Below are 21,650 nucleotides of genomic sequence, written 5' to 3'. Positions count from 1 at the left end.
AACTGACTACAGAGATTCAGAGTTAATTCATGAAAGACTATCAAAGAGAATTTATCGAGTTCGCCATTGAGCGCCAGGTACTGCGTTTTGGCGAGTTCACCCTAAAGTCTGGCCGTACTAGCCCGTACTTCTTTAACGCCGGCCTGTTTAACACGGGTAAGGACTTGGCGCGCCTAGGCCGCTTTTACGCCGCCGCGTTAGTGGATTCTGGTGTGGATTACGATTTGGTGTTTGGTCCTGCTTACAAAGGCATTCCAATTGCCACCACCACAGTGGTTGCGCTAAATGACCACCACGGCCAAGACCTACCTTACTGCTTTAACCGCAAAGAGAAGAAAGACCACGGCGAAGGTGGCTCTTTGGTGGGCTCAGAGCTAAACGGCAAGGTCATGCTAGTGGATGATGTGATTACCGCAGGCACTGCGATCCGCGAATCCATGGAAATCATCAAGGCCAACGATGCTGAGCTGGCTGGTGTACTTATCGCGCTAGACCGTCAAGAGAAGGGTCAAGGCGAGCTGTCTGCTATTCAGGAAGTGGAACGCGACTTTGGCTGTGCAGTGATTTCTATCATTAAGCTGGCCGACCTGATTGCTTACCTTGAGCAACAACCTGGCATGGACAAAGAGCTGGCCATGGTGAGTGCTTACCGCGAGCAGTACGGCATCTAATTTTGCCCCGTGTTAGTAGCAAAAAGCCGACTCTAATGAGTCGGCTTTTGTGTTTCTAATCACTGCTAACTAGTTACTACTTACTGCGAACTACCACTTAGAAATTTCGTTATCGAACCAAGTGGCCGCGGCATCGGTGAAGTCAAAGTTATCGCGAATGTAGTGCAGGGTACTCATTTCTGTGTCGGTAACACGATGGCCATCCTGGGCTGAGTTGATCAAATCCATCGCCTCATCGCGAGAGATGCGCCCTTCGCCACGACCTGTGGTGTGAGCGCGCGCCATGTCGATGAGTTCTTTTTCGTACTTGTTACCGTCAATCATTACATAGGCCATCATCAGCTCCTTAATATCTTGATGTGATCGGACAAAGTGACTTTGTCTGCATCAAGCTTAGGAGCTGAGCCGACATTCAGTCGGCTCTGAACCTGTGAAAAAAATCGAAGCTTTTAGCGAACGCTATGTTGCTCTTTTATCAGGGCTTTTAGCTCTTGGATTTCCGCCTGCAGTTCTTTTAGCGTTGGCTCGCCCTCGGCCTCAGCGCGCTCTGCATCTTGCAGGCGGTGCTCTTCCTCTAGCGTGCTGACCACGATACCGATCACCATATTTAGGAAAGCAAAAGCGGTTAAGCAGATGAAAGTAAAATAATAAATCCAACTCAGCGGATAGACTTCCATGGTGTCGTACATCACATCAGTCCAATCCTCAAAGGTCATCACGCGGAACAAAGTCAGCATGCTGATGCTGATATCACCCCACAAGAAAGGATCGACTTTTGCGAAAAATGTACTGCCAATGGCGGCGTAAATGTAGAAGATGATAAACATCATCAGCATCACATAACCCAGCTGAGGCAAGGCTTTTAGTAAAGAATTCAACAGGGTACGCAGCTCTGGAATGATAGATATCATCCGCAGCACACGGAAAATACGCACCAAACGGCCAATCACTGCCATGTCTGAGTTATCGATTGGGATAACGCTCACCAACACAATTAGGGTGTCGAATACATTCCAGCCGTTTTTGAAGAAGTCCCGTTTTCTGGGCTCACCGATAAAGCGCACCGTGATTTCGGCCATGAAGATGAAGGTGATGGTCCAATCCAGAATATTGGTGACCGTCAGCAGTACAGGGGGCAGTTCGTAGGTTTTAGCACCTACCATTAGCGCCGAGAAAATGATGACGCTGACCACGAACATTTCAAATACTTTGTTGCTGCGCAGGCGGAAAAAATAGTCCTGCAGTTTTTGATTGGTCAGTTTGCTCATGCGCTCCTCAGGGGCTTATTGTTCGGTAAAGGTTTAGCAGGCGCTTATTGTAAGGGATTTCCAAAGCGACACAACGCTAGGCGCATTAAAAAGCCCGCTAGAGTTTAGCGGGCTTGGTAAGGCTGAGTGTCGAGTTGCAGCGATTAAGCCAACTGCGACTCAATCAAAGGCCATTGCTCGCGGAAATTCGAGGTTGGCTTTTGCTTAAACTCACTGCGCACGAACTGGCTGATTTTGCCCTCGGCGTAGGCCAACAACCAATTAGCGATTACCGCTTCATCGGCTTTTAAGTTGGCGCCTTCGCGCAGGCTGTGCTCGCGCAGAATCTGCTTTAGGTTGGTTTCGATTTTGCCAAACAGCAGGGCAATCTGGCTGCGCAGACGCTCGTGCTCACCCAAAAGGGCATCGCCGCTCAGTACTCGAGAGATGCCAGGATTGCGCTCGGCAAACACCAACAACAGCTGCAGCACCATGTAAACACGGGTGCTGGTGTCTTTCTCTTCCTGCATGATCAGATTAATGCGCGACAGAATAGATTCGTCGATAAAGTCGATAAGCCCTTCGAACATGCGAGCTTTTGACGGGAAATGACGATAAAGCGCGGCTTCTGAAACACCTACCTCAGCGGCAAGCTTGGCGGTGGTAATGCGCTGGCCCGGAGCGGTTTCCAGCATTTGCGCCAAGCACTCTAAAATCTGCTGACGGCGGTTTTTCTTATTATTGGCTGCCATGTTGTTATTACTTCCTTGATGACTTAGCGGTTGTTGTTACTTGGTACCTGAATGGCCAAAACCACCGCTTCCTCTTTCTGAATCGGCAAATTCGTCGACAACTTTAAACTCGGCTTGCACAACTGGTACAAAAACCAGCTGTGCGATGCGATCACCAGGCTCAATGGTGAACTCGCTCTGACCGCGATTCCAGCAAGACACCATTAGCTGACCTTGATAATCCGAGTCGATAAGACCCACAAGATTACCCAGCACAATACCGTGTTTGTGGCCCAATCCACTGCGCGGCAAAATCACCGCCGCCAAACCTGGGTCGGCTACGTGGATAGCGATACCGGTTGGCAATAGCTTGGTTTCGCCAGGTTGAATGGTCAGTGACTCATCCAATACGGCGCGCAAATCCATACCGGCTGAGCCTGGAGTTGCGTATTGTGGAAGTGGGTACTCGCTTCCAATGCGAGAATCTAGAATCTTAACTTCGATAGGCGTTTTCATCGATCAGTCGTCTTTGTTTATTTTGATTGAAGGTGTGATTGAATCAGTTGCAGCAATTGTCGAGCAATCTGCCGTTTGTGTCCATGCGCTAGCGCACGCTCGCCGTCTTTCCAATAGACGGTGAGCGCATTGGTATCCGCATTAAAGCCTTGTCCGGCCTTTGATACGTCATTAGCGGCAATCATATCCAGATTTTTGCGCTCTAACTTGCCGCGCGCGTAGGTCTCAACGTCATTAGTCTCAGCGGCAAAACCTACGGTGAAGGGACGCTTAGCATGCTTGGCAACATCCGCCAAAATGTCTGGATTGCGCACTAGCTCAAGGCTCATCTCGGCGTTGCTCTTTTTAATCTTTTGCTCGGCAGCACTCACCGGGCGGTAATCAGCCACTGCAGCGCAGCCAATAAATACTTGATGGGCCTCAACCTCGGCCATCACCGCTTGGTGCATGTCTGCAGCTGATTCCACCGAAATGCGCTTAACGCCGGCTGGAGCGGCCAAGCTCACAGGGCCGCTAACCAGAGTGACATTCGCACCAAGGGCGACGGCTTGCTCAGCCAAGGCATAGCCCATTTTGCCTGAGCTCTTGTTAGTCAGATAGCGCACCGGGTCTAAGGCTTCTTGGGTAGGGCCCGCGGTAATCAGCAGGCTCACGCCATTTAATACAGGCTCGACGAACAGGCCTTGCAGCTGCTCAACAATTTGCTCCGGCTCAATCATGCGACCTGGGCCCACATCGCCACAGGCTTGCTCACCGCTGGCTGGGCCAAAGATATGAACCCCACGGCTTTTTAAGGTCTCAAGGTTGGCTTGAGTGGCGGCGTGGCGATACATCTGTTGATTCATTGCCGGACACACAGCCACTGGCGCATCAGTGGCCAGAGCTGCGGTAGTAATCAGCTCATCGGCCATGCCCGCGCTCATACGCGCTAGCAAATTGGCGGTGGCAGGGGCAATGACATAGGCATTAGCCCATTTGGCCAATTCTATGTGTCCCATGGCGGCTTCTGCGGCCGGGTCGAGCAAATCTAATCCGACTGGATTACCCGACAGGGCTTGTAGCGTCAGCGGCGTAATAAATTCAGTAGCGCTTTTGCTCATGACGACTCGGACTTCGGCGCCGGCCTTGCTCAGCTGACGGGTCAGTTCTGCGCACTTGTAGGCAGCGACACCACCGCCAATACCCAGCAAAATTTTCTTATTGGCTAAGCTCATAGGACTAATTTGGTTGGCTTTTATTGCGGCTTAACATACCACAGCCGCCGATGGTTTCGAAATGCACTACCTTTAATTGCAAAGGAATTGTGGACGCGACCCAAGGAGAAGGGATGGCAATAAGGGATTGGCCAAAGGGAGAAGGGCCCAGAGAGCGCCTGTTGAATATGGGGGCCTCAGCCCTGAGCGACGCCGAGTTATTAGCTTTGTTGCTTGGTAGCGGCACCAAGGGGCAAAGTGCGGTGTCACTAGCGCGCTCAATTCTCAACGAGCTTGATGGCCTTGCCGGACTCACCAGCTCAAGCCAAAGCCAGTTGCGTCGAGTTAATGGCTTAGGCCCTGCTAGAATCGCGTGTTTACTGGCGGCGTTAGAACTTGGCTCGCGTTTGGCTTATTCGGAAGTCAAAGGCAGCCAGCCGCTAACCTCGCCCGAGCACACTAAACGCTTCTTACAACAAAAGCTAAGCCACAAAGACCGCGAGGTGTTTGCACTACTATTGCTGGATAACCAGCATCGAGTGATTGAATTTCAGCCAGTTTTCGAGGGCACAATTAACGCCGCAGCGGTTTATCCGCGCGAAGTGGTAAAAATCGTGCTGGAAAAGCGAGCAGCGGCTCTTATTTTAGTGCAAAAGCAACAGTTGGATAACAAATCAGTTTCTTTCGCTATTTTCTGACTTTGTTTGTTTCAGATTCAGCAGAAAACCTAGCTAAAGCCTATGGTTAGCTGTAACTGAAACAAAAAACTTCAGTAATTCAGCAGTATTTATCAACGGGTGAAAAATAGATTTGTGTACCAATCAGTGTACCAAAACTGAGGATTCGACCATGCTTACAGATTCATACCTCAAAAGTATCCATCTAAAGCCTACGAAGCCTTTTGAAAAGGCTGATAAACAAGGGCTAAGTGTTCGCGTTAGTGCGTTGGGAGCTATCACGTTCCAATATCGCTACCGATTAAAAAGCAAGCGCGGCGAAATTATGGAAATGCAGCGATTGCGAATTGGGAGCTATCCTGAGCTTTCATTGGCGGAGGCACGCCGAAAACACCGTGTACTACAACAGGTCCGTGATGAAGGATTCGACCCTGCTAAATGGCAAGATAACGAGCGCAAAAAGAATAGTGACGAGCTCACGCTGAATGAGACTTTCCATCGCTACTACAAGGCCAAAGTCGAAGGGGAGTTGCAAAATCCGAAGTTACTGGTTTACCAGTACGACAGACACGTTAAGCCGATATTGGGTGAGCGATATGTGAACTCTATTAGGCTGTGGGAGTGGATGGACGTGTTTGATGGTATCGCTGCAAAAACCCCACCAACAGCATCGGCCACACTGTCCTTTATGCGCAATTGCCTTCGGTGGGCGCTCAAGCGCCAAATATGCGATGACAATCCTCTAGTGCATGTTCGTGCTGGTGATGATCTTGGCGTGGTCCTAAACAGTTGCGATCGTGTACTAAATCGCACCGAACTGCATTGGTTACTTCGCGCTTGTGACAGTGGGGATTTGGAGCGTCAACATAGCGATACTCTATTGTTCCTTTTGTATACCGGTTGTCGCGGGGCAGAGCTTTGTCGTTCTTTCAAAAGTTGGTTCAATATGGATACGCAAGTTTGGCGAATTCCTGCGAACTCCCACAAAGCGGGTAAGAAAACCAAGAAAGATTTAATTCATCCAATTATCGACGAGTGGAAGCCATTCCTTCAGGCTATGCTCGACCGATACCCCGGAGATCGACTCATAACGACACGATGGGGCGACCCATTGGGTAAAGTGTACTTTCATACGCACAGGGCTTCACAAATGGCAATCGCCTGGATCAAAGAGCATGGTGGTGAAATCGCCCACTTCACAGCACACGACCTACGCCGAACGGCCCGAACGAACTTCTCTGACTTTACGACAACAGATATTGCTGAAATCATGTTGGGCCACTCAATCACCGGGGTTCGTGCGGTATACGACAAAAGCGAATACCTAAAGCCTCAAGCGGAAGCGTATTCAAAGTGGTGGGCTAGATTAGAAGAGTTACGCCAACCTGACGCGCTCAATGTGGTAGTGCCTCTACGCAAAGCTTGGTAAAACGCACGCAAAAAAAGCCCCCTCTCAAGGGGGCAAAGCTCTGCAAGCATTCGTTGTTAATCCTGTTCGTATATCACGCCATCCATCGGTAACGGTTCGGTTCGCAGCCGCCAAAGCCCATCGGTGTTATCGTCCAAATACTTTTCCGCTTCGGCTTGTGAAACACGGTTAAACGCCATCACATAGTCCAGCAATTCATGAGCGTACTCGGTCATTTCTTTTCAGCGAGGTGGCAAGCCAGTTGCTTTCTGGCTTCTCGATGATGGTCCACGACTTTTCCCACTTCATGCCCAAGCCAGTCTTTCTTCCAATCTAGCTGCGCAGCCAGAACCATTAAGTTTTGGTTTGAACGTTTCTCACGTATTGCTTGGCGCAACTCCTGAATTAACGCGGCGGTTTCGACAAAGCATTTACTTAAGGTGTCAGTCTTCATTTCGTTATCCAGATAATGATTGCCGGTGCGATAATCGCGACCAGGATAAGCATGGTGTGATTCTCTTTTTGCCTGATTAGGGTTTGTATGAGCGGCACAAAAATCGTGAAGCTGCACAGCGCAAAGAAAAGCAGTAGCCAACGTATCGGGTCCATAATTCTCTCCTAAGCCAATATGCTGGGGTAAGGCGCGAACGGTATATCGTCATCCCAACCGTCATCGACATTGCTGTTCGGTCCGAGCATCCCCTGTTGATTCTGCTGATTACCTTGCTGCCTTGGTTGCTGCTGGCGTGGCGGATCGTTCGGTCGTTGGGGATCGACCGCCATTTGCTGCTGAGACTGGCGGCGATTGCCCCCGCCTTGCTGCTGACCGCGTTGCTGTTGATTGCCTTGGCTTTGGTTGTAAGCCGGGCTTGGCGAATGCGTACCGTTGCGGGTGTCCAGCATCTGCATTTGGTCCGCAACTATCTCGGTGGTGTAGCGGTCCTGGCCCGATTGGTCTTGCCATTTACGGGTTTGAAGTTTGCCTTCAAGGTAAACCTTTGAGCCTTTACGCAAATATTCCCCGGCGATTTCAGCTAAGCGGCGATACGTCACAATGCGATGCCACTCAGTTCGCTCTTGCTGTTGGCCTTGTTGATCCTTCCAGCTCTCACTGGTGGCGACGGTGAAGTTAGCCACCGCGTTGCCGTTCGGCATGTAGCGGACTTCAGGATCTTGCCCTAAGTTACCAACGATGATGACTTTGTTGATTCCTCGGCTAGCCATTGATTGCCTCCTTAAACGCGGCTCTTACGACTTTAGTTACATGCTCTAAGCACTGTCCGCAGTAGGTGTAGTTTTTAGGGGTGTGGTCGCCAGCTGCGCACAACTTCCCCCAATAAAGCGATACTTTTAGCGACTCCATTATTCGATGCGATTTGGCTCCGCAGCGGTCGCAAATATAGGTAGTTTGAGCCCCCATCATGCCGCTCCTTTGGTTGGAATTCGGAACGTGAAGGGTTTGCAGTGGCGCATCATTAATGAAAGGCGCGTTGCAATCTTTACCGCTTGAAGGTGATCCGTTGTATAACCCCCACCTGGCAGGGCGTACCCTTTATCAACGTGGGGTACGAGTACGCAATTACCGACAGCAATGGGGTGCAGTTGATTGGCATGAACGCTTTCAAGACGCGCTTTGTTGACGGATTCACGCAGTTTTTGTTTGAGCCATGCAGTTGATCGCAGCTCCTCTTCTTGAGGCCAACTTGCCAAGCTTTCTTTTGCTTTCAATATGGTTTCGCGCTCAACGATGGTTAAAGAGCGAAGACTGTCTTCAGCCTCGAAAATAGGTATTAAAGCTTTTAAGTTGTGAGCTTTTAGAGCTTTGATAATTTTCTGTCGGTTGTTCGGGGTCATCGGTAAACTCCAAAGTCTTTAGTACGTTTGCAATCGTTGCTGCCTGGTACATTCCTTTGTAGAGCCCAGTTTGAATTGGGTCTGGGATTACCCCTTTTTTGCGTAACCGCCAAAATGTCGTGCGGCTAATCCCTAGTTGTCTATGTGCGTCTTGCAAGGTCAGAATGGGTTTCATGGTCGAATTCCTTTTCAAGGCTGTACGGTTTGAGATCTTTGGCGCCGCCCACCAGCGAAGAAATATCTATCGGCTTAATCAGCGCATTAATGGCTTCAAATACTGCCTTGGCTTCGTCGGCGTTATCCAGATACCATTCGATCGACTCGTCTTTGTGGTAGAAAAACTGGATGGTTTTAGGGCGATTTTCATCTAGATAAATCCCGGTCACGACACTGAGATTTAGGGTGTGGCGTATGTTTGTCGATTCGCCTTTTGGGTGAGTAATAAACATGGCTAATGCTCCTGTTTAAGATACTTAACAGCGGCTTTTATGTGCTTTTCGCTGTAGCGTGGGCGCATTCCAGTGCGTGTAACGGGTTTTGGTAAAATGCCTAACTTGACCCAATTACTGATCGTCGTTGATGACACTCCAACGTGGTAAGCCACTTCTTTGCGGGTGAGCAGTCGAATATTCATGAACTAATACCTCTTGATTGAAAACGCGCACGGCTCCCAGCCTTCCCCTAGCCCTTCATGGTTATAAGACGGCTTTGGTAAGCCTTTTGTAATTTGGTTAAATCGGCTGCTGAGAGCTTGCCAGCTTCTTTGAGCTTCTTAATTTCAAGGCCCACGTTGGCCAGTTCTTTTTGGCTTTCGCTTTCGGAAATTCGAAAAGCAAGATCCATCACCGATTGCTCGTTCTCGACGTTCGCCGCTTCGTTAGCGTCCGCCACAACTTCATCAAGCTTGGTCTTAGGTGCTGGATTGATTTCTTTCTCTTCGTGGTAGGTCTTGCCTTCCATTTCTTCATAGGTCGGCTGTTGACCAATCTCGGGCCAGGCACGGCGAAGCGCTTGCGATTCTGCGCATTTGAGTAGCTGACCTGCTGGTCGCTTTTGCCACATGGCGTTAGGGCAATTGGTAGCGCCCATGGTCGCGTAGTTCTCGCGCCAGAACTCAGTCGCGCTAAACGGTACGCGACTACCACCAACAAGTTTGTAGACGGTGTAACAAGCCCACTCGGGATAACTCACCGTTACCGGCTTGCCTTGCTTGTCGGTGAACTCTTCGGTGATGGTTGGACCGAACTGCGGTTGATCCGCACCGGCATAGTCGCCCGAACGGGCAGCTTGAATCCGGTACATTCCAACACCGGGCATAATCACATCGCGATAGCCTTTCTGGTTGGTTTGCGCGTCCTTGATATACATCGGGACGATGTGGACCGGCTTCATCATAATGTCCATTTCTCGGGCGCGGCAGTAATCCACAGCGAGCAAAATGCTGTCGTGGGAAGCGCCGGGAAATATTGACGTACACAGAGCATTCCAGCCCGATTCGTCTAGCCCACGACTGACAAGCGGCTGGTTCGCCGGTTCGTCTTTCCATAGGCTCACAACTTTATTATTTTGTGCGGCAGACATAACAACCTCCTACGCGGCTATTTGGCTTTCTAAAGCCGCAAGCTCGCGCTCTTCGTACTCAGTAAGGCCAATCACCACACACTCAGCGGGATCGGTGTAAGTAGCCCAGTCGTCAACCGTCAGCGCCCAGGCTAATTCACGCATCGCTTTGCGGTATTTGAGATAACCCAAACGGCGAACTGGATTTTCCATTTCAACGCGGGGAGTGATAACGAATGGCGCACTAGATTCAATAACTAGAAAGGCGAACTCTTCAGCCCCGCTAACATCGAGATACATGGCGTCTTGAATGTGGTAGCCCAGCTTTTTGAACTTCGGTTTTACAAAGCGTGGGTTGGCGCTGTCTGACGTTTTCACATCAATCAGCAGCCCTTCGTTTTGGTAGTCAGGGCGCACCTTAACAATCAGATCTGTCTCAGCATCACGCTTGAAGTAGCTGCGTTCGGCAACGCCACCGCTAACCATTGCCTGCGCCTGTTCGCATGACTCTATCGAGCGGCAAACCAGTTTCAGGTCATCCCATTGCTTCTGGTTTAAAACGATTTGAAAATTCGCATCCGCTTCGGCTTTGAATTCATCCCAAGCTTTACCTCGACGAACTTTGATAGTTTCAGGCTGCAGCACAAAATCAGTGTCCATGCGATGCGGCTCAAGTAAGAGCGCATGAACGGCTTTGCCAAAATCGAAGTAAGCTTTTTCCGGTGGCGGGATCAGACCGTCGATGTATTTGGCTTTGTATTTCGCCTGACAGTCGATAAAGAGTTTGAGCTTGGAGCAGGAAACGCCATCGCAGCCGTGATACACCTCGTCATTCAAACCGTCGATGTAAAAGCTTTCACCTGGGCCTAGTTTCGCTAGGCGTTCATTCAGCGTGGCTATCTCGGCTTGAATTAGGTCTTCTTGGGTAGGTTCTTCTGCTGGTTCAGCTGTAGGCACGTTCCCTGTGCCAGCTGACTTAGCATTGTCTGGTTCTTCAGTTAGAGGGTTAGCGTCAAGCTCTAACGAGCGCTGCTGAGTGATCTTTACTTTCTTGTAGTGAGCAGGGTTAACACCTTCTCGAGTCAAAAGAGCTCTAGCCTTTTGCTGGGCATCAGACTGGCCGTTAGCCTCTATGCTGGAATAGGAGATAGTGATCACATTACTGGGCGCTTTCTTTAGGGGTTCAAATACCGCTCGATACACATTAGTCACTGCTTTTGCCTCTTGGATACTTTTAAGTAACCTATAAAGCTTAGATGATTGCTTTTTGAGCATCCAATTAACATCTATAACGATTAGTTATAACTATGGATTTGATATTCCGTTTTGTTATTTAGTGTATTCTAAAATGTCGCTCATGATTAAAAAATGGTTAATAATTAGTCACATTGGGACCAAAGCTGCACGCCAGCTGGGAGAGGGTTGAAATGGAATTTGCGGAATTTGGCGTGTCGTTGCGCGATCTTGCCACGGCGGTGATTGCTTGTTGTTTGGTTATGATCACTATGAGCCTGCAATACTGGGTCGCATGGAAATCCGGAGAATCGCTGAAAGACCGAGAGGAATACTTTAAGTCGATTCAGCAAAGGTTTGATAGCCGCGTGGCAGAATATGAAGAGCTTCGCGAGCTGTTTGAGCTTAGCGAGGAACGCGGTATTGAGCACCACGAACTATTACGGTTAAGACGCGCTGATAAGATGCTACATGAATATGGGGCGATACATCGGATGCCTGATTGCCAGGCAAAAGCGGTTCGACTAAGAGAGGCGCGAGCAAAGCTCCTAAAATTCACGGAACTTAAAGACAGTCATGACCAGGATAGAGGCGATGCTTCTAATCAATGATTACGTCAGTATTTTTCTTAAACTCATGAGTTGTGTAATCGACAATCATATTAAATCTTTCTTCACTTTCTATCTCTATCCAACCCATCTCCATCATGGAAACTAATACGTCCCGCAACCTTTCTTTGAAATTAGCTTTAGTTAGACGTTGATAGTTCTCTGTATCCACTCCTTTATTTTGCAGGAAGTGATTCCTAGTGAGAAGGTGAGCCATATTGGTATTTGGGCGGTAAAGCTGAATTGTCTTTAATATTGTTTCTATTGTGGATAGCGTGGGGTTCGATTGCTGCTTAAGTATCCGGCCTAAGACAAGTCGATTTATCTTATGCCCATGTGCATTAGCTTTCACCGAGAATGTGGTAGCGTTCAGCTGATGCAGAACAAGGAAATGTTTTATGTTTTCAGCAAGTACCGCTTCTATTGAAGCGTCCTCATTTAAGAGTTCAATGGAAGTGTCGCCACTCTCATCTTTCTCTTTATTTTTAAATACAAGTCTCGTTACAAAACTTGCTTTAGCGTCAGACATAATCTTCACCTATTCCGTTTATTATTGTTTTTATTTTTAATTTACAATAAACATTATTTTTAATAGCAGCGTTCCACTCTTATTATAATTTTATTAATCCTCTTTTCTCGACCGCTATTATTTACCTTTTCCTTCACAATTCCCTCTGCATCATTTCTAAACTACTGGCCTCTGTCTATCGTTCAGTTTACTCCTACTGCTCTGAGCGTAAGGCGCAGGTCTTGATAGTATACGCATACAACAAAATTGTTGTAAGAAGTATAGGAACCATCAGTCTCCAAAGATTAGTGGCGCGGAGTCGCCCCAGCAACGGCAGTTGCCACTCTTGTCACTTTTTTGCCGCTAAGTTACAAATATGCAGCATTTTTTATAACTTTTCGAAATGATTGCTGGCAAGCATATTCCATTCGGCGATTAAAAAATTAGAGCTGAAACACAAATTATCAGAATTCAGCCTAAAAACTCAGAAAATTGCGCAAAAACCGAAACCCAAAGCGTTCTTACGCAGAAATCTGCGTACTTGATCATTTCTTAATGCTGTCTATTGTTACTTTTAAGTATCGACAGGGAGCTGAGCAATGAGCATCAATCAACAGCCTTACCAGGTGATGATTACCGCATTAAAGGGCATGCACCAATACACGGGCCTGCTTAAGAATTTCTCTAAAAAACACAACCTTCCGTACTCAACGTTAATCCGAATCGCAAAAGGCGAAACCAAGCGCTGCCACTTTGAAGTGGCGAAAAAAATCCTCTCTGCACTCAAGTGTGACAACGAAGTGCAGCTCTTTCTGATAGACCCCACCCAACCGGAGAATAGACATGGCTGATGTAATCGATCAAGCGAATGAGCTACAAGAAATGCGCATTGCTCACCAAATAGAAAATCGCAATAACGAACGTCTGATTAACACCGGTCGTTGCCACTATTGCGACAGCCTGACCGGCGACCGTTGCTTTTGTGACGTGGATTGCCGCGACGATTTCGAGTTTATCAACAGAGCGCGTTAGTTATGCCACGTATCCGAACCATCAAGCCTGAATTTTGGTCTAGCGAACCTCTCGCGTATGTCTCAGCTGAAGCGCAGCTGTTAGCGATAGGCTTGCTGAACTTCGCTGATGATGAAGGTTATTTCAACGCTAACCCTAAGCTGGTAGAGAGCTTTGTATTCCCGATACGGGAGTTATCCAACAACATTACCGTACTGCTACGGGAGCTGTCCGAAATAGGCTACATAGCACTGTTCACAGGCGACCATCTTCAAGACGGACGACACCGCATTATTGGGCATATCACTAACTTCGAGGCCAATCAGGTCATCAATAAGAAGAAAGCTAGTGAAATCAAAAAGTTTGTATCAGGACTGTATGACGACTACACCGCTACGGTATCGGTACCTTTAGGAAAGGAAAGGAAGGGAAAGGAAGGGAAAGGAAAGGAAGGGAAAGACAACATGCCCGGAGCCGAAACAAGTTTCAGCTCCAGCCCCAAACCTTCGCCTGAACAAACTCTGCCAAATCCTATTGAAGAAGAAGTGATCATCGAGCTTCACACGAATCGAAACAATCAGACCTTTAAGTTCACCGCAACTCACCTTCAAGAAGTGAGTTCTTTTTATCCTGCCGTGGACTGCCGAACAGAGATAAACAAAATCGCTGCATGGCTCTACGCCAACCCTACCAAACGGAAAACAGCTGGGGGGATGCTGCGATTCGTCAATAACTGGCTATCGAAGGCGCAAGACCGTGCGATGAATACACCGACCGGCCAAAGCTCAACCCCGAACAACAACGGAGTTAGTCATGGACAACGCAAATCAAACACCCAATCAGCGCTCAACGTCGCAGAGCAAGTCGCAGCAGACGCAAGACGAGGCCGCGACAATGGTTGAGCTGGTGGCTAGCGCGTTGATCCCGGCGATGTTGATGTATACCCGCGATTTCGCCAGTCGTTTTGGTGAGCAGACCGAAACCGTGATTTACGAATTTGCCAACGTACTGGAAGAAGCCGGGATAACGCCAGAGCAATTTCGCCGTGGCATCGCTCGCTTTAAAGACCGCGCAGGCTTGCAACCTTGGACCGTGAACCCTGCCGAGTTTGTTGAACTGTGCAAACCGCAACCAGAAGACGTTGGCTTGCCTTCGCGGGAAAACGCATTCAAGGAGTTTTGCCGCCACGGTCGCTGGCCAGCCGATCACAAATGGAGTCATGCCGCTGTGTATGTCGCCGGTCAACGAGTTGGTCATTTCGCGTTAACCCACACCAACGAACGCGACTCAATAGCGCGATTCAATAAGCGCTATGACGAAGTGGTGAAAGCCATTCGCGATGGTGCCAACTTTGATGATGAAGTTCCAACGCCGGCCCAGGCACCAAACGAATCGCGCCGAGCCAAACCAGAACGAGTGTCTGCCGATTGCGCAAAGTTGCGCGAGCAGCTGCGGAGAGCCAAATGAAACGCCTCGAACAACAGCATCAGACCAGTCTAGTGTCCTGGTCCAAGAATCAACCGCTTGGGAGGTATTTCCCTGAGTTTGGCAATACCCGACTATTTGATTACCTATTCGCCGTGCCGAACGGTGGTTTTCGCAACAAGCGCGAAGCCGCACGAATGAAAGCGGAGGGTGTGAAAGCCGGTGTGTCCGATTTGTTTTTGTCACTACCGGCGCATGGCTTACACGGTCTGTACATCGAAATGAAAGCGCCAAAACCTCACGGCAAAGCACCAACTAAATTGCAGCGCGATTGGCTTACTCGCATGAGTACCGTCAATTACGCCACTGCGGTTTGCTACGGCTGGGACGAAGCTAAAACGGTCATTCTTGCCTACTTGCAAGGTCAGTTTGAGAAGGTGGCGAAGTGAACATAACTCTTGAACGCCTATTCACCACTCCTGCGCTCAAAACCGCAAACTGGCACAGTGGTGGCGGTCGCTCAGTGATTCGCTTTGAAAGGGAAGATGCCCTGGGCATCATCTCCCAGCTAGAAGCGAACTGTCCGATTGGCTGTTACATGCTCGCCGTTCGGATAGCCAACTGCCCTATATCTGAAGCCAAGTTGAAGGTAAGTATCACTGGCACCTTAATCCAGCGTGGGTTTACCGAAGACAAAGCAAAAGCATTAGCCATTGTGTTGTTAGCTGAGCACGTTGGCACCACCAAATGTCCTAAGTGCCGTGGTACCGGCGAACGCATTTCTCGCCGCTACGGAACAATCCGCCTATGTAACGATTGCGGTGGCTCCGGCCAGATGCAATTCACCACCAAGCGCTTGGCGCGTCGATTCGCCAACGAGCTCGGGCGCAAATACCCGCACGCCAAATTCCTTAGGAACTGCTACCCGCACTATCAGCGACTCGGCAACGAGCTGCTTGATCACCTCAGCAAAGCGCAAAGCTTCGCTCGCACCTTACTTAACGAACTGAATTGGGAATGAGTTATGACTGATCCTAAAAAAGAACCAGTGATCATCGACCTAAGCGACCCCAAGTGCTGCCTGGTAATCACCAATGAGAAGGCGGAAAACCCGATATATATCCGCTTGCCCGATCTGGTCCAAGCGATTCAGACGCAAATAGTTCAGCAACTGACCGCGATCCCGGAGCTGATTGGCGCTGGCCTGTCGATGGATATGGATAACGGCATCGAGTTCGGCATGGGCATTCTTGGTTGTGATGACGAGGGAGAAGGCGATACCGAATTTGGTTTTGACTTCGTTGGTCACTGCGAAACCTTTATCGACGAACTATCTGAGCCGTTGCCAAAGGTAAGTAACCCTGTCGAAGCTGCCATGCTGTTTGAAGAACAATACAGCGATAACTTTGAGCTCTTGGGGTATATCTACAACGGCTCCTGTGACCCCGAACTGAAACTTGATGAAAAGCTACTCAACGAGTGGGCGCACCTAGAAAGCGCTGAAAACGGCGAACTCACCTACACCATGCAGGACAAAGTCTTCTGCAAAATCCAGCTCAAAAACTTCAGATACGAAAACGACGACAAACGCTTGGTGTTCATCGTGGACTTTCAAGCCGTCGATCCCAAGTTATTACCAGTCTCAGCAGGAGAATATCACTATGGAAGCACAGCAAAGCACTAAGCCATTAGGTAGCGCTCAAGCCGCCAAATACTTTGGTGAGCACAAGCTGGCGCATACCCACACGGTCCGCATCCCAAACGACAAACTGGAATCGGAAGGCATTGATTGGAGTCAGTTGGTCGTAGGTCAGCGCAACTTCGTGATGCGTTGGGCGCTTGCCTTGGTCTGTGAGGAAGTGGGCTGCAATGTGGTTGATGGTCGTCAGCTGCTATCCATTGGCCATGAAGATGCGATTGAACTGTACGCCTTCGACAAGAAGCACTTTTTGCACCTGTACGAGCCCGAACTGTACGAGTGTGAAGGCTATCACGAACTGGTTCAGCCGTTCGCTTTCTACTTTCCTCGCCCAGTCGAGTTTCGGGAGCAAACCGATGATCAGTAAACAACTGCTCGAGCTGGACAGTCTGCTAGTGGATGACTTGAAGCTGCAGGCCGAACGCTTGCGCAATAGCCACAGTCAAGACGACCGCGAACTGCGCACGCTGCTCATTCGCACAACCGCTTGGGTCCAGGCGATGAAAATCCAACTAATCAAACAAAACATGAGGAAGGTGCTCCATGGCTGATCTTAGTTTTTGGTACTGGCTTTACTTGTATGCGCTAAGCGCCCCGGTGGCGGTGATGTATATCTTTTGGCTCGAGCGCTTTGAGTCGCGAGTGTTTCAGCTCAAGAGTCTTATTTGGATCACCGCCTTCTGGCTACCCACGTTAATCCTGATGGGACTAGAGCGCCTGAACACCCTCGATTACTACATTCGCAATCCGTTCTCTAAGGAATAAGTCATGAGCTTTTTACGTATGCGAACCAAAGCTGATCCGCACTTGCTCGATCGCCTAGCGCGAGCCTTAGAAACGCAAACCGAAATGCTAAGGGAACTGCATGCTCACTACATGGCCGGTAAAGGAATACCCGAATCGCTTTGGATACGAGTATCAACGTCCGCCTGGGCCAATAAGGCGCTGGTTGATTCAGAAGAAGTGCAGGCGAACCGCCAACGAGCTCGAAAGGCTTAACCATGAACGGCGTAAAGGTCGAAATTAACGTCATCTTGCGCAACGTTCGCACGGCTCAACGGCGACACCGCGCTTTGTATCTAAAGGCGAACGAAAGGCGTCAGCTCAAGATCCGCGAATACTGCGCAATGATGATTTACCAACTCGATAACGACGATGACTTTCAGCCTGAAGAACGCGGCTGGAATTTCCCACTGCCTCAAAACCACGAAGCCGACTATCAACGCATCATCGATCAACTAACCGATGCGTCAGTGATTGGTGATTCGGCGGTACTCAATGAAGCGGAGCTAGAAGCGCTAATTCTGGATAACTGGCCATGGAGCCGGGAGTTCCGCAATACCCTGCGCTTTTACAACATGACGGAGGACAGTCCATGCGAACCAGCATAAGCAAACCGCCTAAAGGCGCAACGCACTACTTAAGTGACGGTCTGTGTCGCGTCTATTACCACCTACAACCTAATCGCCTTAGCGTATGGCTAAGGAATGACTGGCAAGTGTCAGCAATGACAATCACCGAAGCCTATACCCGACTAACCCCAATCCACTTTAGGAGCTAACCATGGATTACCCAGAACAAGTTAATGCACCAAAAACCCAAATCTCAGCGAAAGCGCCGGTCCTCCCAAGCTTTGAACGCATAGCAGATTCGTTTAGCTCGGTAGTGAGCGTTAAGAAGCATCTTGAAGAGGTGGCAATGTTTCTTGGCGTAGAGCTGGTAGCAAACCCCAAGGCGGATCAAGACGCGCCAACACCCAATTTGGTCGCTGCGCTAAATCATTACCCCGCACGCACCAATGAAGAATGCCACGAAATCCATCAGCTCATCGATCAAATCGCTGATGCCCTTCGATAAGGAATCCACCATGCAAAACCAAAGAACACAACAGATGGTTTTTGAAGTCCGAGATAACCAAGTCTACAACCCGGACGGCTGCTTGATTGGCTCGATGGTCGGCACGTTCACGCCATTTGAGAAATCAACCCGATTAAGCGTTAAGGAGCTAACCGCGCTGCAGGCCAGTGGCTATACCGCTGATGATTTGATTGAGCTGCGAAAAGCGGAGGTGATCTAGTGAGTGAAGTTACTCGCAAAATCGTGTGTGCAGCTGTGCGCGTGGGAACGTTCGTGGTACTAGGGCCGCGTCATTACAGCCAACCGATGCACGAACAAATCAAATGGATCGAGTCGCATACTCGCATCCCCTGGAAGAAACTGCGCCAAAGCTACGGCGAGGAACAAGGCTTCATCGATCAGTTCGGTCAATTCTACGACCGTAAGCAAGCGATGGAGTTAGTGAAATCCAATGGCCAACCGTTTGACCTGAAGCGCAACGGCGGCAGTGGCGACGAGCTGTATTCCGAAGGACTGTATTAACCCAAGTTTCAATCAGTCTCGATGCAAGCTGTTACCAGGGGCCGATGAATCCTTTATCATTGCTACGGGGAGAACCAACGTAATGACCTTTAAGCGATACAACCCGGACCGGATTAACGTTTTATCCAGTGGCGGTGGCACACAATCAAACGCGATGATCGTTTTAATCTCGCAAGGCAAGTTGCCAAAACCAGATCTGATCGTGATGGTCGATACTGAACGTGAAATGTCGAACGTCTTTGATTATCAGCGCGAACACATTCTGCCACTGTGCGAAGCGATGGGTATTGAATACCATATCATCAAAAAAAGTGAGTACACCGAGCACGACCTAACAACCAAAAACGATGACGAGAGAGTGTTGCCACCATTCTTCATTGTGAACGACGACACTGGCGAGATAAGCAAGATGCCAGGCTTTTGCTCAGGAAAGTGGAAAACTGAACCGTTTCAGAGACACATCAACAAGCTATACGGTGAAAAGTACGCGACCAAGCGCGGCGTGGAAGTGTGGCTGGGTATCACTATCGACGAGGCTCAGCGCGTTAAAGTCACTGGTGGTAAATGGAATCGCGTCTACCCGCTAGTTGAAATGATGCTCACCAGGCAAATGTGTATTCAGATTGTTGAAGACGCTGGCTTGCCTACGCCACCGCGCTCGCATTGTTGGATGTGTCCAAACCGACACAATAACGACTGGGCAGATATGCAAGCCAATCACCCTGAAGAGTTTGCAAAGGCGGTGGAGTTTGAGAAGAACCTGATAGCTAAGTGGCCACAATACCGGGTTAATCGTTCAGCCGATCCTTTGGGCGTACAAACCTTTGTGGATGATGGGCGCGGTACTCAACTCGACTTGATCCAATTTTGTGACACTGGAATGTGCTTCACCTAGAAGGGGGCTGCGATGAACTCAAACAAACCAAAAGTAGCAGGCTTGCCCAATCAGTTCCATATCGACTTAAAGCCTTGGGTAGATCCTGACGGTATACGCCAATCGGTTTTTAGAGCCGAAGATAGCGTGATCAAGCAGGCTTGCCGACAAATTGCCGAGCTTCAGGAAAAAACGGCAGAGCAAGCGCTGATTTTAAGGTTGAGGCGTGAACTAGACGAGGCGATGAAAAGTGAGTCAAAGGTATTGGTACGGTTAGTCGAGCATATTAAAAAGAAAGCTAAAAGCGATATGGACGCATTACTAAAAGTCAGAGAGTGCATATCTCTTCTGCAAACTAAGTTTGAGGAAATTGAGGACGAAATCACCCGCAAGCAGTACAAGAGGACTCCATGATCCATTATCACGGCGGCCCTATAACACCTGATACTTGCGCAATCAAAGCATGGCATGGACGTCATGCGTTTGTCAGCTATGCGCGACCAGACCAATTAGGGTTAGCTAGTGAGATTTGTCAGAGCTTTGCATTCGATAATGGAGCCTTTACTAAGTGGAAACAAGGCGGGGAAATCAATTGGACTGGTTATTATGATTTCGTTGAACATTGGAAGAATCACCCACGCTTTGATTTTGCCATTATCCCTGACGTTATAGGTGGTGGCGAAGTCGAGAACGATGAACTAATTAGTTTGTGGCCTCATGGAGCATGCGGCGTTCCCGTTTGGCACATGAATGAATCAGACGAGCGATTTATTCGATTGTGCGAAGAGTTTGATCGTGTGGCTATCGGGAGTTGTGGAGAGTACGACGTTAAATACCCGAAGAAATGCGTAGCTAGGCTTAAGGATGTTATTCGTCATGTAGTTGATGCGAACGGCTATCCAATCGCCAAACTTCACGGACTTCGTATGTTAAACGGACGAATTTTCTCTCAACTACCACTTGCCAGCGCGGACAGTACCAATGTGGCTCGAAATATCGGGATCGACAAAGCTTGGAAAGGTACCTAACAGCCGCACTCAAAAGAAACCCGAACTCAGATTCTCGTAGAGCGTATAGAGTCTGTTAACTCAGCTTCCGCTTTACTTTACGATGAAGAGCGAGATCGCATATCCACGCAACTCGCCTTTGAGATATGAGTATTCACTGAGCCCTCACTGAACCCTCACTGAATACTCAAAACCAATCAGTGAAACAGCGGTTAACCTTCGTTGAGCGTTAACTGAAGCGAGAAAAGCGATGGAATGGAATCGAATCCTTGGTGCAGTAAGCATGCGCAAAAGTGGAATGTTAAAGCGAGAGGTTAGAATTCATTAACTTCTCGCTCATTTATTTTTCAGCGCCGGCCCTTCAACTATTTTTTTTGATTTGGCTCGAACGCTTCACAAATCACAAAAATAAGTTTATTAATTTCTTAATGGTGGGTCGTTCCCACTGTTGAAGCATCGTCTGATGTGAATCCGTACACAACCACCCTTTGATACCCGCACCAATTTGGCTGCGGGTTTTCTTTTTCTGGGGACTTTATGAAATTAGCAAAAGCTCTTACCGCGCTGGGGTTCACCGCTGCGGTCGCCTTCGCTGGCGCGTTCATCGCTGAAAAGGAAGGCGTGATGCTCACCACTTATGTTGACCCTGCCGGGATCATGACGGCTTGTTACGGTCACACCAGCCCAAAACTGAAAGAAGGTCAGGTATTCACGGAAGCCGAATGCTTAGAGAAGCTGGCCAAAGACTTAAGCCGCCACAACGACGCACTGCTTAAGCTCACCGCGCCACTGCATTTAACCCGAGGCGAGCACATCGCCTATTTGAGTTTCATCTACAACGTTGGCCCAGGCGCGTTCGAGCGCTCCACGCTTCGCGCTTATCTGATGCAAGGGCATCGACTGAAAGCCTGCAATGAGTTGCGTCGCTGGGTTTGGGCGAACGGCGTTAAGCTGCCGGGCCTAGTCTCTCGGCGCGAACAAGAACGCCGCTACTGTCTGCGCGGGGTACTGAGCAATGCTTAGGTTATTGGGTAATGGCCAAACGCTAT

At 49.1% G+C, this 21,650-nt stretch carries 37 protein-coding genes; 23 read left to right on the top strand and 14 right to left on the bottom strand.

Translation table 11 applies throughout. The annotated features are described in order from the left end of the window. Positions 1–29: 29 nt before the first annotated feature. The gene (pyrE, locus tag CLC93_RS14265; RefSeq protein WP_095506660.1) at positions 30–671 is read left to right on the top strand and encodes an orotate phosphoribosyltransferase; all 642 of its coding nucleotides are present in this window, start codon (positions 30–32) and stop codon (positions 669–671) included. 90 nt (positions 672–761) lie between these two features. Here pyrE and CLC93_RS14260 read toward each other — a convergent pair whose 3' ends face one another. The 5 genes from CLC93_RS14260 to coaBC form a co-directional block, all read right to left on the bottom strand. Further along, positions 762–1,010 carry a hypothetical protein gene (locus CLC93_RS14260; RefSeq protein ID WP_245837169.1) on the bottom strand — a complete coding sequence of 83 codons (249 nt, stop codon included), beginning with the start codon at positions 1,008–1,010 and terminating at the stop codon, positions 762–764. A 110-nt stretch (positions 1,011–1,120) separates the two neighbouring features. Next, complete coding sequence (locus CLC93_RS14255) at positions 1,121–1,930, bottom strand: ion transporter (protein WP_425439860.1); 810 nt, start codon at positions 1,928–1,930, stop codon at positions 1,121–1,123. Positions 1,931–2,082: 152 nt separating this feature from the next. Next, positions 2,083–2,670 carry a nucleoid occlusion factor SlmA gene (gene slmA, locus CLC93_RS14250; RefSeq protein ID WP_095506657.1) on the bottom strand — a complete coding sequence of 196 codons (588 nt, stop codon included), beginning with the start codon at positions 2,668–2,670 and terminating at the stop codon, positions 2,083–2,085. A 36-nt stretch (positions 2,671–2,706) separates the two neighbouring features. Continuing rightward, positions 2,707–3,165, bottom strand: a complete 459-nt coding sequence (gene dut / locus CLC93_RS14245) for a dUTP diphosphatase (RefSeq protein WP_095506656.1) — start codon at positions 3,163–3,165, stop codon at positions 2,707–2,709. Between the two features lie 17 nt (positions 3,166–3,182). Further along, entirely contained in the window at positions 3,183–4,379 is a 1,197-nt protein-coding gene (coaBC, locus tag CLC93_RS14240) for a bifunctional phosphopantothenoylcysteine decarboxylase/phosphopantothenate--cysteine ligase CoaBC (RefSeq protein WP_095506655.1), read from the bottom strand. 113 nt (positions 4,380–4,492) lie between these two features. On the opposite strand from coaBC, the gene radC reads away from it, so the two are divergent. Next, the gene (radC, locus tag CLC93_RS14235) at positions 4,493–5,056 is read left to right on the top strand and encodes a RadC family protein (RefSeq protein WP_169903042.1); all 564 of its coding nucleotides are present in this window, start codon (positions 4,493–4,495) and stop codon (positions 5,054–5,056) included. 151 nt (positions 5,057–5,207) lie between these two features. After that, positions 5,208–6,464 (top strand): tyrosine-type recombinase/integrase, encoded by a 1,257-nt coding sequence (locus tag CLC93_RS14230; protein ID WP_095506653.1) that lies wholly within the window; start codon positions 5,208–5,210, stop codon positions 6,462–6,464. Positions 6,465–6,520: 56 nt separating this feature from the next. Here CLC93_RS14230 and CLC93_RS17750 read toward each other — a convergent pair whose 3' ends face one another. The 8 genes from CLC93_RS17750 to CLC93_RS14190 form a co-directional block, all read right to left on the bottom strand. Further along, positions 6,521–6,679 carry a hypothetical protein gene (locus CLC93_RS17750; RefSeq protein ID WP_169903040.1) on the bottom strand — a complete coding sequence of 53 codons (159 nt, stop codon included), beginning with the start codon at positions 6,677–6,679 and terminating at the stop codon, positions 6,521–6,523. After that, positions 6,676–7,038 (bottom strand): hypothetical protein, encoded by a 363-nt coding sequence (locus tag CLC93_RS17640; RefSeq protein WP_141237404.1) that lies wholly within the window; start codon positions 7,036–7,038, stop codon positions 6,676–6,678. The genes CLC93_RS17750 and CLC93_RS17640 overlap by 4 nt, the downstream gene beginning before the upstream one ends. A 23-nt stretch (positions 7,039–7,061) precedes the next feature. After that, positions 7,062–7,667: a single-stranded DNA-binding protein gene (gene ssb / locus CLC93_RS14220; protein WP_095506651.1), complete on the bottom strand. Its 606-nt coding sequence runs from the start codon at positions 7,665–7,667 to the stop codon at positions 7,062–7,064. Positions 7,668–7,862: 195 nt separating this feature from the next. Continuing rightward, on the bottom strand, positions 7,863–8,297 hold the full coding sequence (locus CLC93_RS14210) for a hypothetical protein (protein ID WP_095506649.1): 435 nt from the start codon (positions 8,295–8,297) through the stop codon (positions 7,863–7,865). A gap of 140 nt (positions 8,298–8,437) precedes the next feature. Beyond that, positions 8,438–8,746 (bottom strand): hypothetical protein, encoded by a 309-nt coding sequence (locus CLC93_RS14205; RefSeq protein ID WP_095506648.1) that lies wholly within the window; start codon positions 8,744–8,746, stop codon positions 8,438–8,440. A 2-nt stretch (positions 8,747–8,748) separates the two neighbouring features. Further along, positions 8,749–8,931 carry a helix-turn-helix transcriptional regulator gene (locus tag CLC93_RS17995; RefSeq protein ID WP_095506647.1) on the bottom strand — a complete coding sequence of 61 codons (183 nt, stop codon included), beginning with the start codon at positions 8,929–8,931 and terminating at the stop codon, positions 8,749–8,751. Positions 8,932–8,978: 47 nt separating this feature from the next. Then, positions 8,979–9,878, bottom strand: a complete 900-nt coding sequence (gene bet / locus CLC93_RS14195; protein ID WP_095506646.1) for a phage recombination protein Bet — start codon at positions 9,876–9,878, stop codon at positions 8,979–8,981. 9 nt (positions 9,879–9,887) lie between these two features. Further along, on the bottom strand, positions 9,888–11,069 hold the full coding sequence (locus CLC93_RS14190; protein ID WP_169903039.1) for a PD-(D/E)XK nuclease-like domain-containing protein: 1,182 nt from the start codon (positions 11,067–11,069) through the stop codon (positions 9,888–9,890). A gap of 215 nt (positions 11,070–11,284) precedes the next feature. On the opposite strand from CLC93_RS14190, the gene CLC93_RS14185 reads away from it, so the two are divergent. Further along, positions 11,285–11,701 (top strand): hypothetical protein, encoded by a 417-nt coding sequence (locus CLC93_RS14185; RefSeq protein ID WP_095506644.1) that lies wholly within the window; start codon positions 11,285–11,287, stop codon positions 11,699–11,701. Here the strand turns inward: CLC93_RS14185 and CLC93_RS14180 are convergent. Continuing rightward, complete coding sequence (locus CLC93_RS14180) at positions 11,691–12,227, bottom strand: hypothetical protein (protein WP_095506643.1); 537 nt, start codon at positions 12,225–12,227, stop codon at positions 11,691–11,693. The genes CLC93_RS14185 and CLC93_RS14180 overlap by 11 nt on opposite strands. Positions 12,228–12,805: 578 nt before the next feature. On the opposite strand from CLC93_RS14180, the gene CLC93_RS14175 reads away from it, so the two are divergent. The 19 genes from CLC93_RS14175 to CLC93_RS14085 all read left to right on the top strand — a co-directional run bounded on the left by CLC93_RS14175 (position 12,806) and on the right by CLC93_RS14085 (position 21,624). After that, on the top strand, positions 12,806–13,057 hold the full coding sequence (locus tag CLC93_RS14175) for a hypothetical protein (protein ID WP_095506642.1): 252 nt from the start codon (positions 12,806–12,808) through the stop codon (positions 13,055–13,057). Further along, on the top strand, positions 13,050–13,238 hold the full coding sequence (locus CLC93_RS14170; RefSeq protein ID WP_095506641.1) for a hypothetical protein: 189 nt from the start codon (positions 13,050–13,052) through the stop codon (positions 13,236–13,238). The genes CLC93_RS14175 and CLC93_RS14170 overlap by 8 nt, the downstream gene beginning before the upstream one ends. Positions 13,239–13,240: 2 nt before the next feature. After that, positions 13,241–14,119 carry a hypothetical protein gene (locus CLC93_RS14165; protein WP_095506640.1) on the top strand — a complete coding sequence of 293 codons (879 nt, stop codon included), beginning with the start codon at positions 13,241–13,243 and terminating at the stop codon, positions 14,117–14,119. Then, positions 14,112–14,684 (top strand): replication protein P, encoded by a 573-nt coding sequence (locus CLC93_RS14160; protein WP_095506639.1) that lies wholly within the window; start codon positions 14,112–14,114, stop codon positions 14,682–14,684. The genes CLC93_RS14165 and CLC93_RS14160 overlap by 8 nt, the downstream gene beginning before the upstream one ends. After that, positions 14,681–15,091, top strand: coding sequence for a VRR-NUC domain-containing protein (locus CLC93_RS14155; RefSeq protein ID WP_095506638.1), 411 nt, complete (start codon positions 14,681–14,683; stop codon positions 15,089–15,091). Before CLC93_RS14160 ends, CLC93_RS14155 begins: the two co-directional genes overlap by 4 nt. After that, entirely contained in the window at positions 15,088–15,663 is a 576-nt protein-coding gene (locus CLC93_RS14150) for a hypothetical protein (protein ID WP_095506637.1), read from the top strand. The genes CLC93_RS14155 and CLC93_RS14150 overlap by 4 nt, the downstream gene beginning before the upstream one ends. 3 nt (positions 15,664–15,666) lie before the next feature. Then, a complete protein-coding gene (locus CLC93_RS14145) occupies positions 15,667–16,326 on the top strand; it encodes a hypothetical protein (RefSeq protein WP_095506636.1) in 660 nt (219 codons plus the stop codon). Then, a complete protein-coding gene (locus CLC93_RS14140) occupies positions 16,304–16,708 on the top strand; it encodes a hypothetical protein (RefSeq protein WP_095506635.1) in 405 nt (134 codons plus the stop codon). Before CLC93_RS14145 ends, CLC93_RS14140 begins: the two co-directional genes overlap by 23 nt. Then, positions 16,698–16,892: a hypothetical protein gene (locus tag CLC93_RS14135; RefSeq protein WP_095506634.1), complete on the top strand. Its 195-nt coding sequence runs from the start codon at positions 16,698–16,700 to the stop codon at positions 16,890–16,892. The genes CLC93_RS14140 and CLC93_RS14135 overlap by 11 nt, the downstream gene beginning before the upstream one ends. Then, entirely contained in the window at positions 16,885–17,106 is a 222-nt protein-coding gene (locus tag CLC93_RS14130; RefSeq protein ID WP_095506633.1) for a hypothetical protein, read from the top strand. Before CLC93_RS14135 ends, CLC93_RS14130 begins: the two co-directional genes overlap by 8 nt. A gap of 3 nt (positions 17,107–17,109) precedes the next feature. Further along, complete coding sequence (locus CLC93_RS14125; protein WP_095506632.1) at positions 17,110–17,340, top strand: hypothetical protein; 231 nt, start codon at positions 17,110–17,112, stop codon at positions 17,338–17,340. Between the two features lie 2 nt (positions 17,341–17,342). Beyond that, positions 17,343–17,732 carry a hypothetical protein gene (locus CLC93_RS14120; RefSeq protein ID WP_095506631.1) on the top strand — a complete coding sequence of 130 codons (390 nt, stop codon included), beginning with the start codon at positions 17,343–17,345 and terminating at the stop codon, positions 17,730–17,732. Positions 17,733–17,904: 172 nt separating this feature from the next. Next, positions 17,905–18,198 (top strand): hypothetical protein, encoded by a 294-nt coding sequence (locus CLC93_RS14115; RefSeq protein ID WP_095506630.1) that lies wholly within the window; start codon positions 17,905–17,907, stop codon positions 18,196–18,198. A 10-nt stretch (positions 18,199–18,208) separates the two neighbouring features. Next, positions 18,209–18,418, top strand: coding sequence for a hypothetical protein (locus tag CLC93_RS14110; protein WP_095506629.1), 210 nt, complete (start codon positions 18,209–18,211; stop codon positions 18,416–18,418). Continuing rightward, positions 18,418–18,720, top strand: coding sequence for a Y16D family protein (locus tag CLC93_RS14105; protein WP_141237402.1), 303 nt, complete (start codon positions 18,418–18,420; stop codon positions 18,718–18,720). Before CLC93_RS14110 ends, CLC93_RS14105 begins: the two co-directional genes overlap by 1 nt. 82 nt (positions 18,721–18,802) lie before the next feature. Further along, positions 18,803–19,615 (top strand): adenine nucleotide alpha hydrolase family protein, encoded by an 813-nt coding sequence (locus CLC93_RS14100; protein WP_095506627.1) that lies wholly within the window; start codon positions 18,803–18,805, stop codon positions 19,613–19,615. 12 nt (positions 19,616–19,627) lie between these two features. Further along, a complete protein-coding gene (locus CLC93_RS14095; protein WP_095506626.1) occupies positions 19,628–20,008 on the top strand; it encodes a hypothetical protein in 381 nt (126 codons plus the stop codon). Continuing rightward, positions 20,005–20,622: a hypothetical protein gene (locus tag CLC93_RS14090; RefSeq protein WP_211286878.1), complete on the top strand. Its 618-nt coding sequence runs from the start codon at positions 20,005–20,007 to the stop codon at positions 20,620–20,622. Before CLC93_RS14095 ends, CLC93_RS14090 begins: the two co-directional genes overlap by 4 nt. A gap of 516 nt (positions 20,623–21,138) precedes the next feature. Then, complete coding sequence (locus CLC93_RS14085) at positions 21,139–21,624, top strand: lysozyme (RefSeq protein ID WP_095506625.1); 486 nt, start codon at positions 21,139–21,141, stop codon at positions 21,622–21,624. The last annotated feature ends 26 nt before the right edge of the window (positions 21,625–21,650 follow it).

Origin of the sequence: Paraferrimonas sedimenticola, assembly GCF_002282855.1 — a bacterium.
GTDB lineage: Bacteria > Pseudomonadota > Gammaproteobacteria > Enterobacterales > Shewanellaceae > Paraferrimonas > Paraferrimonas sedimenticola.
This window is presented reverse-complemented; position numbering and strand designations above follow the sequence as displayed.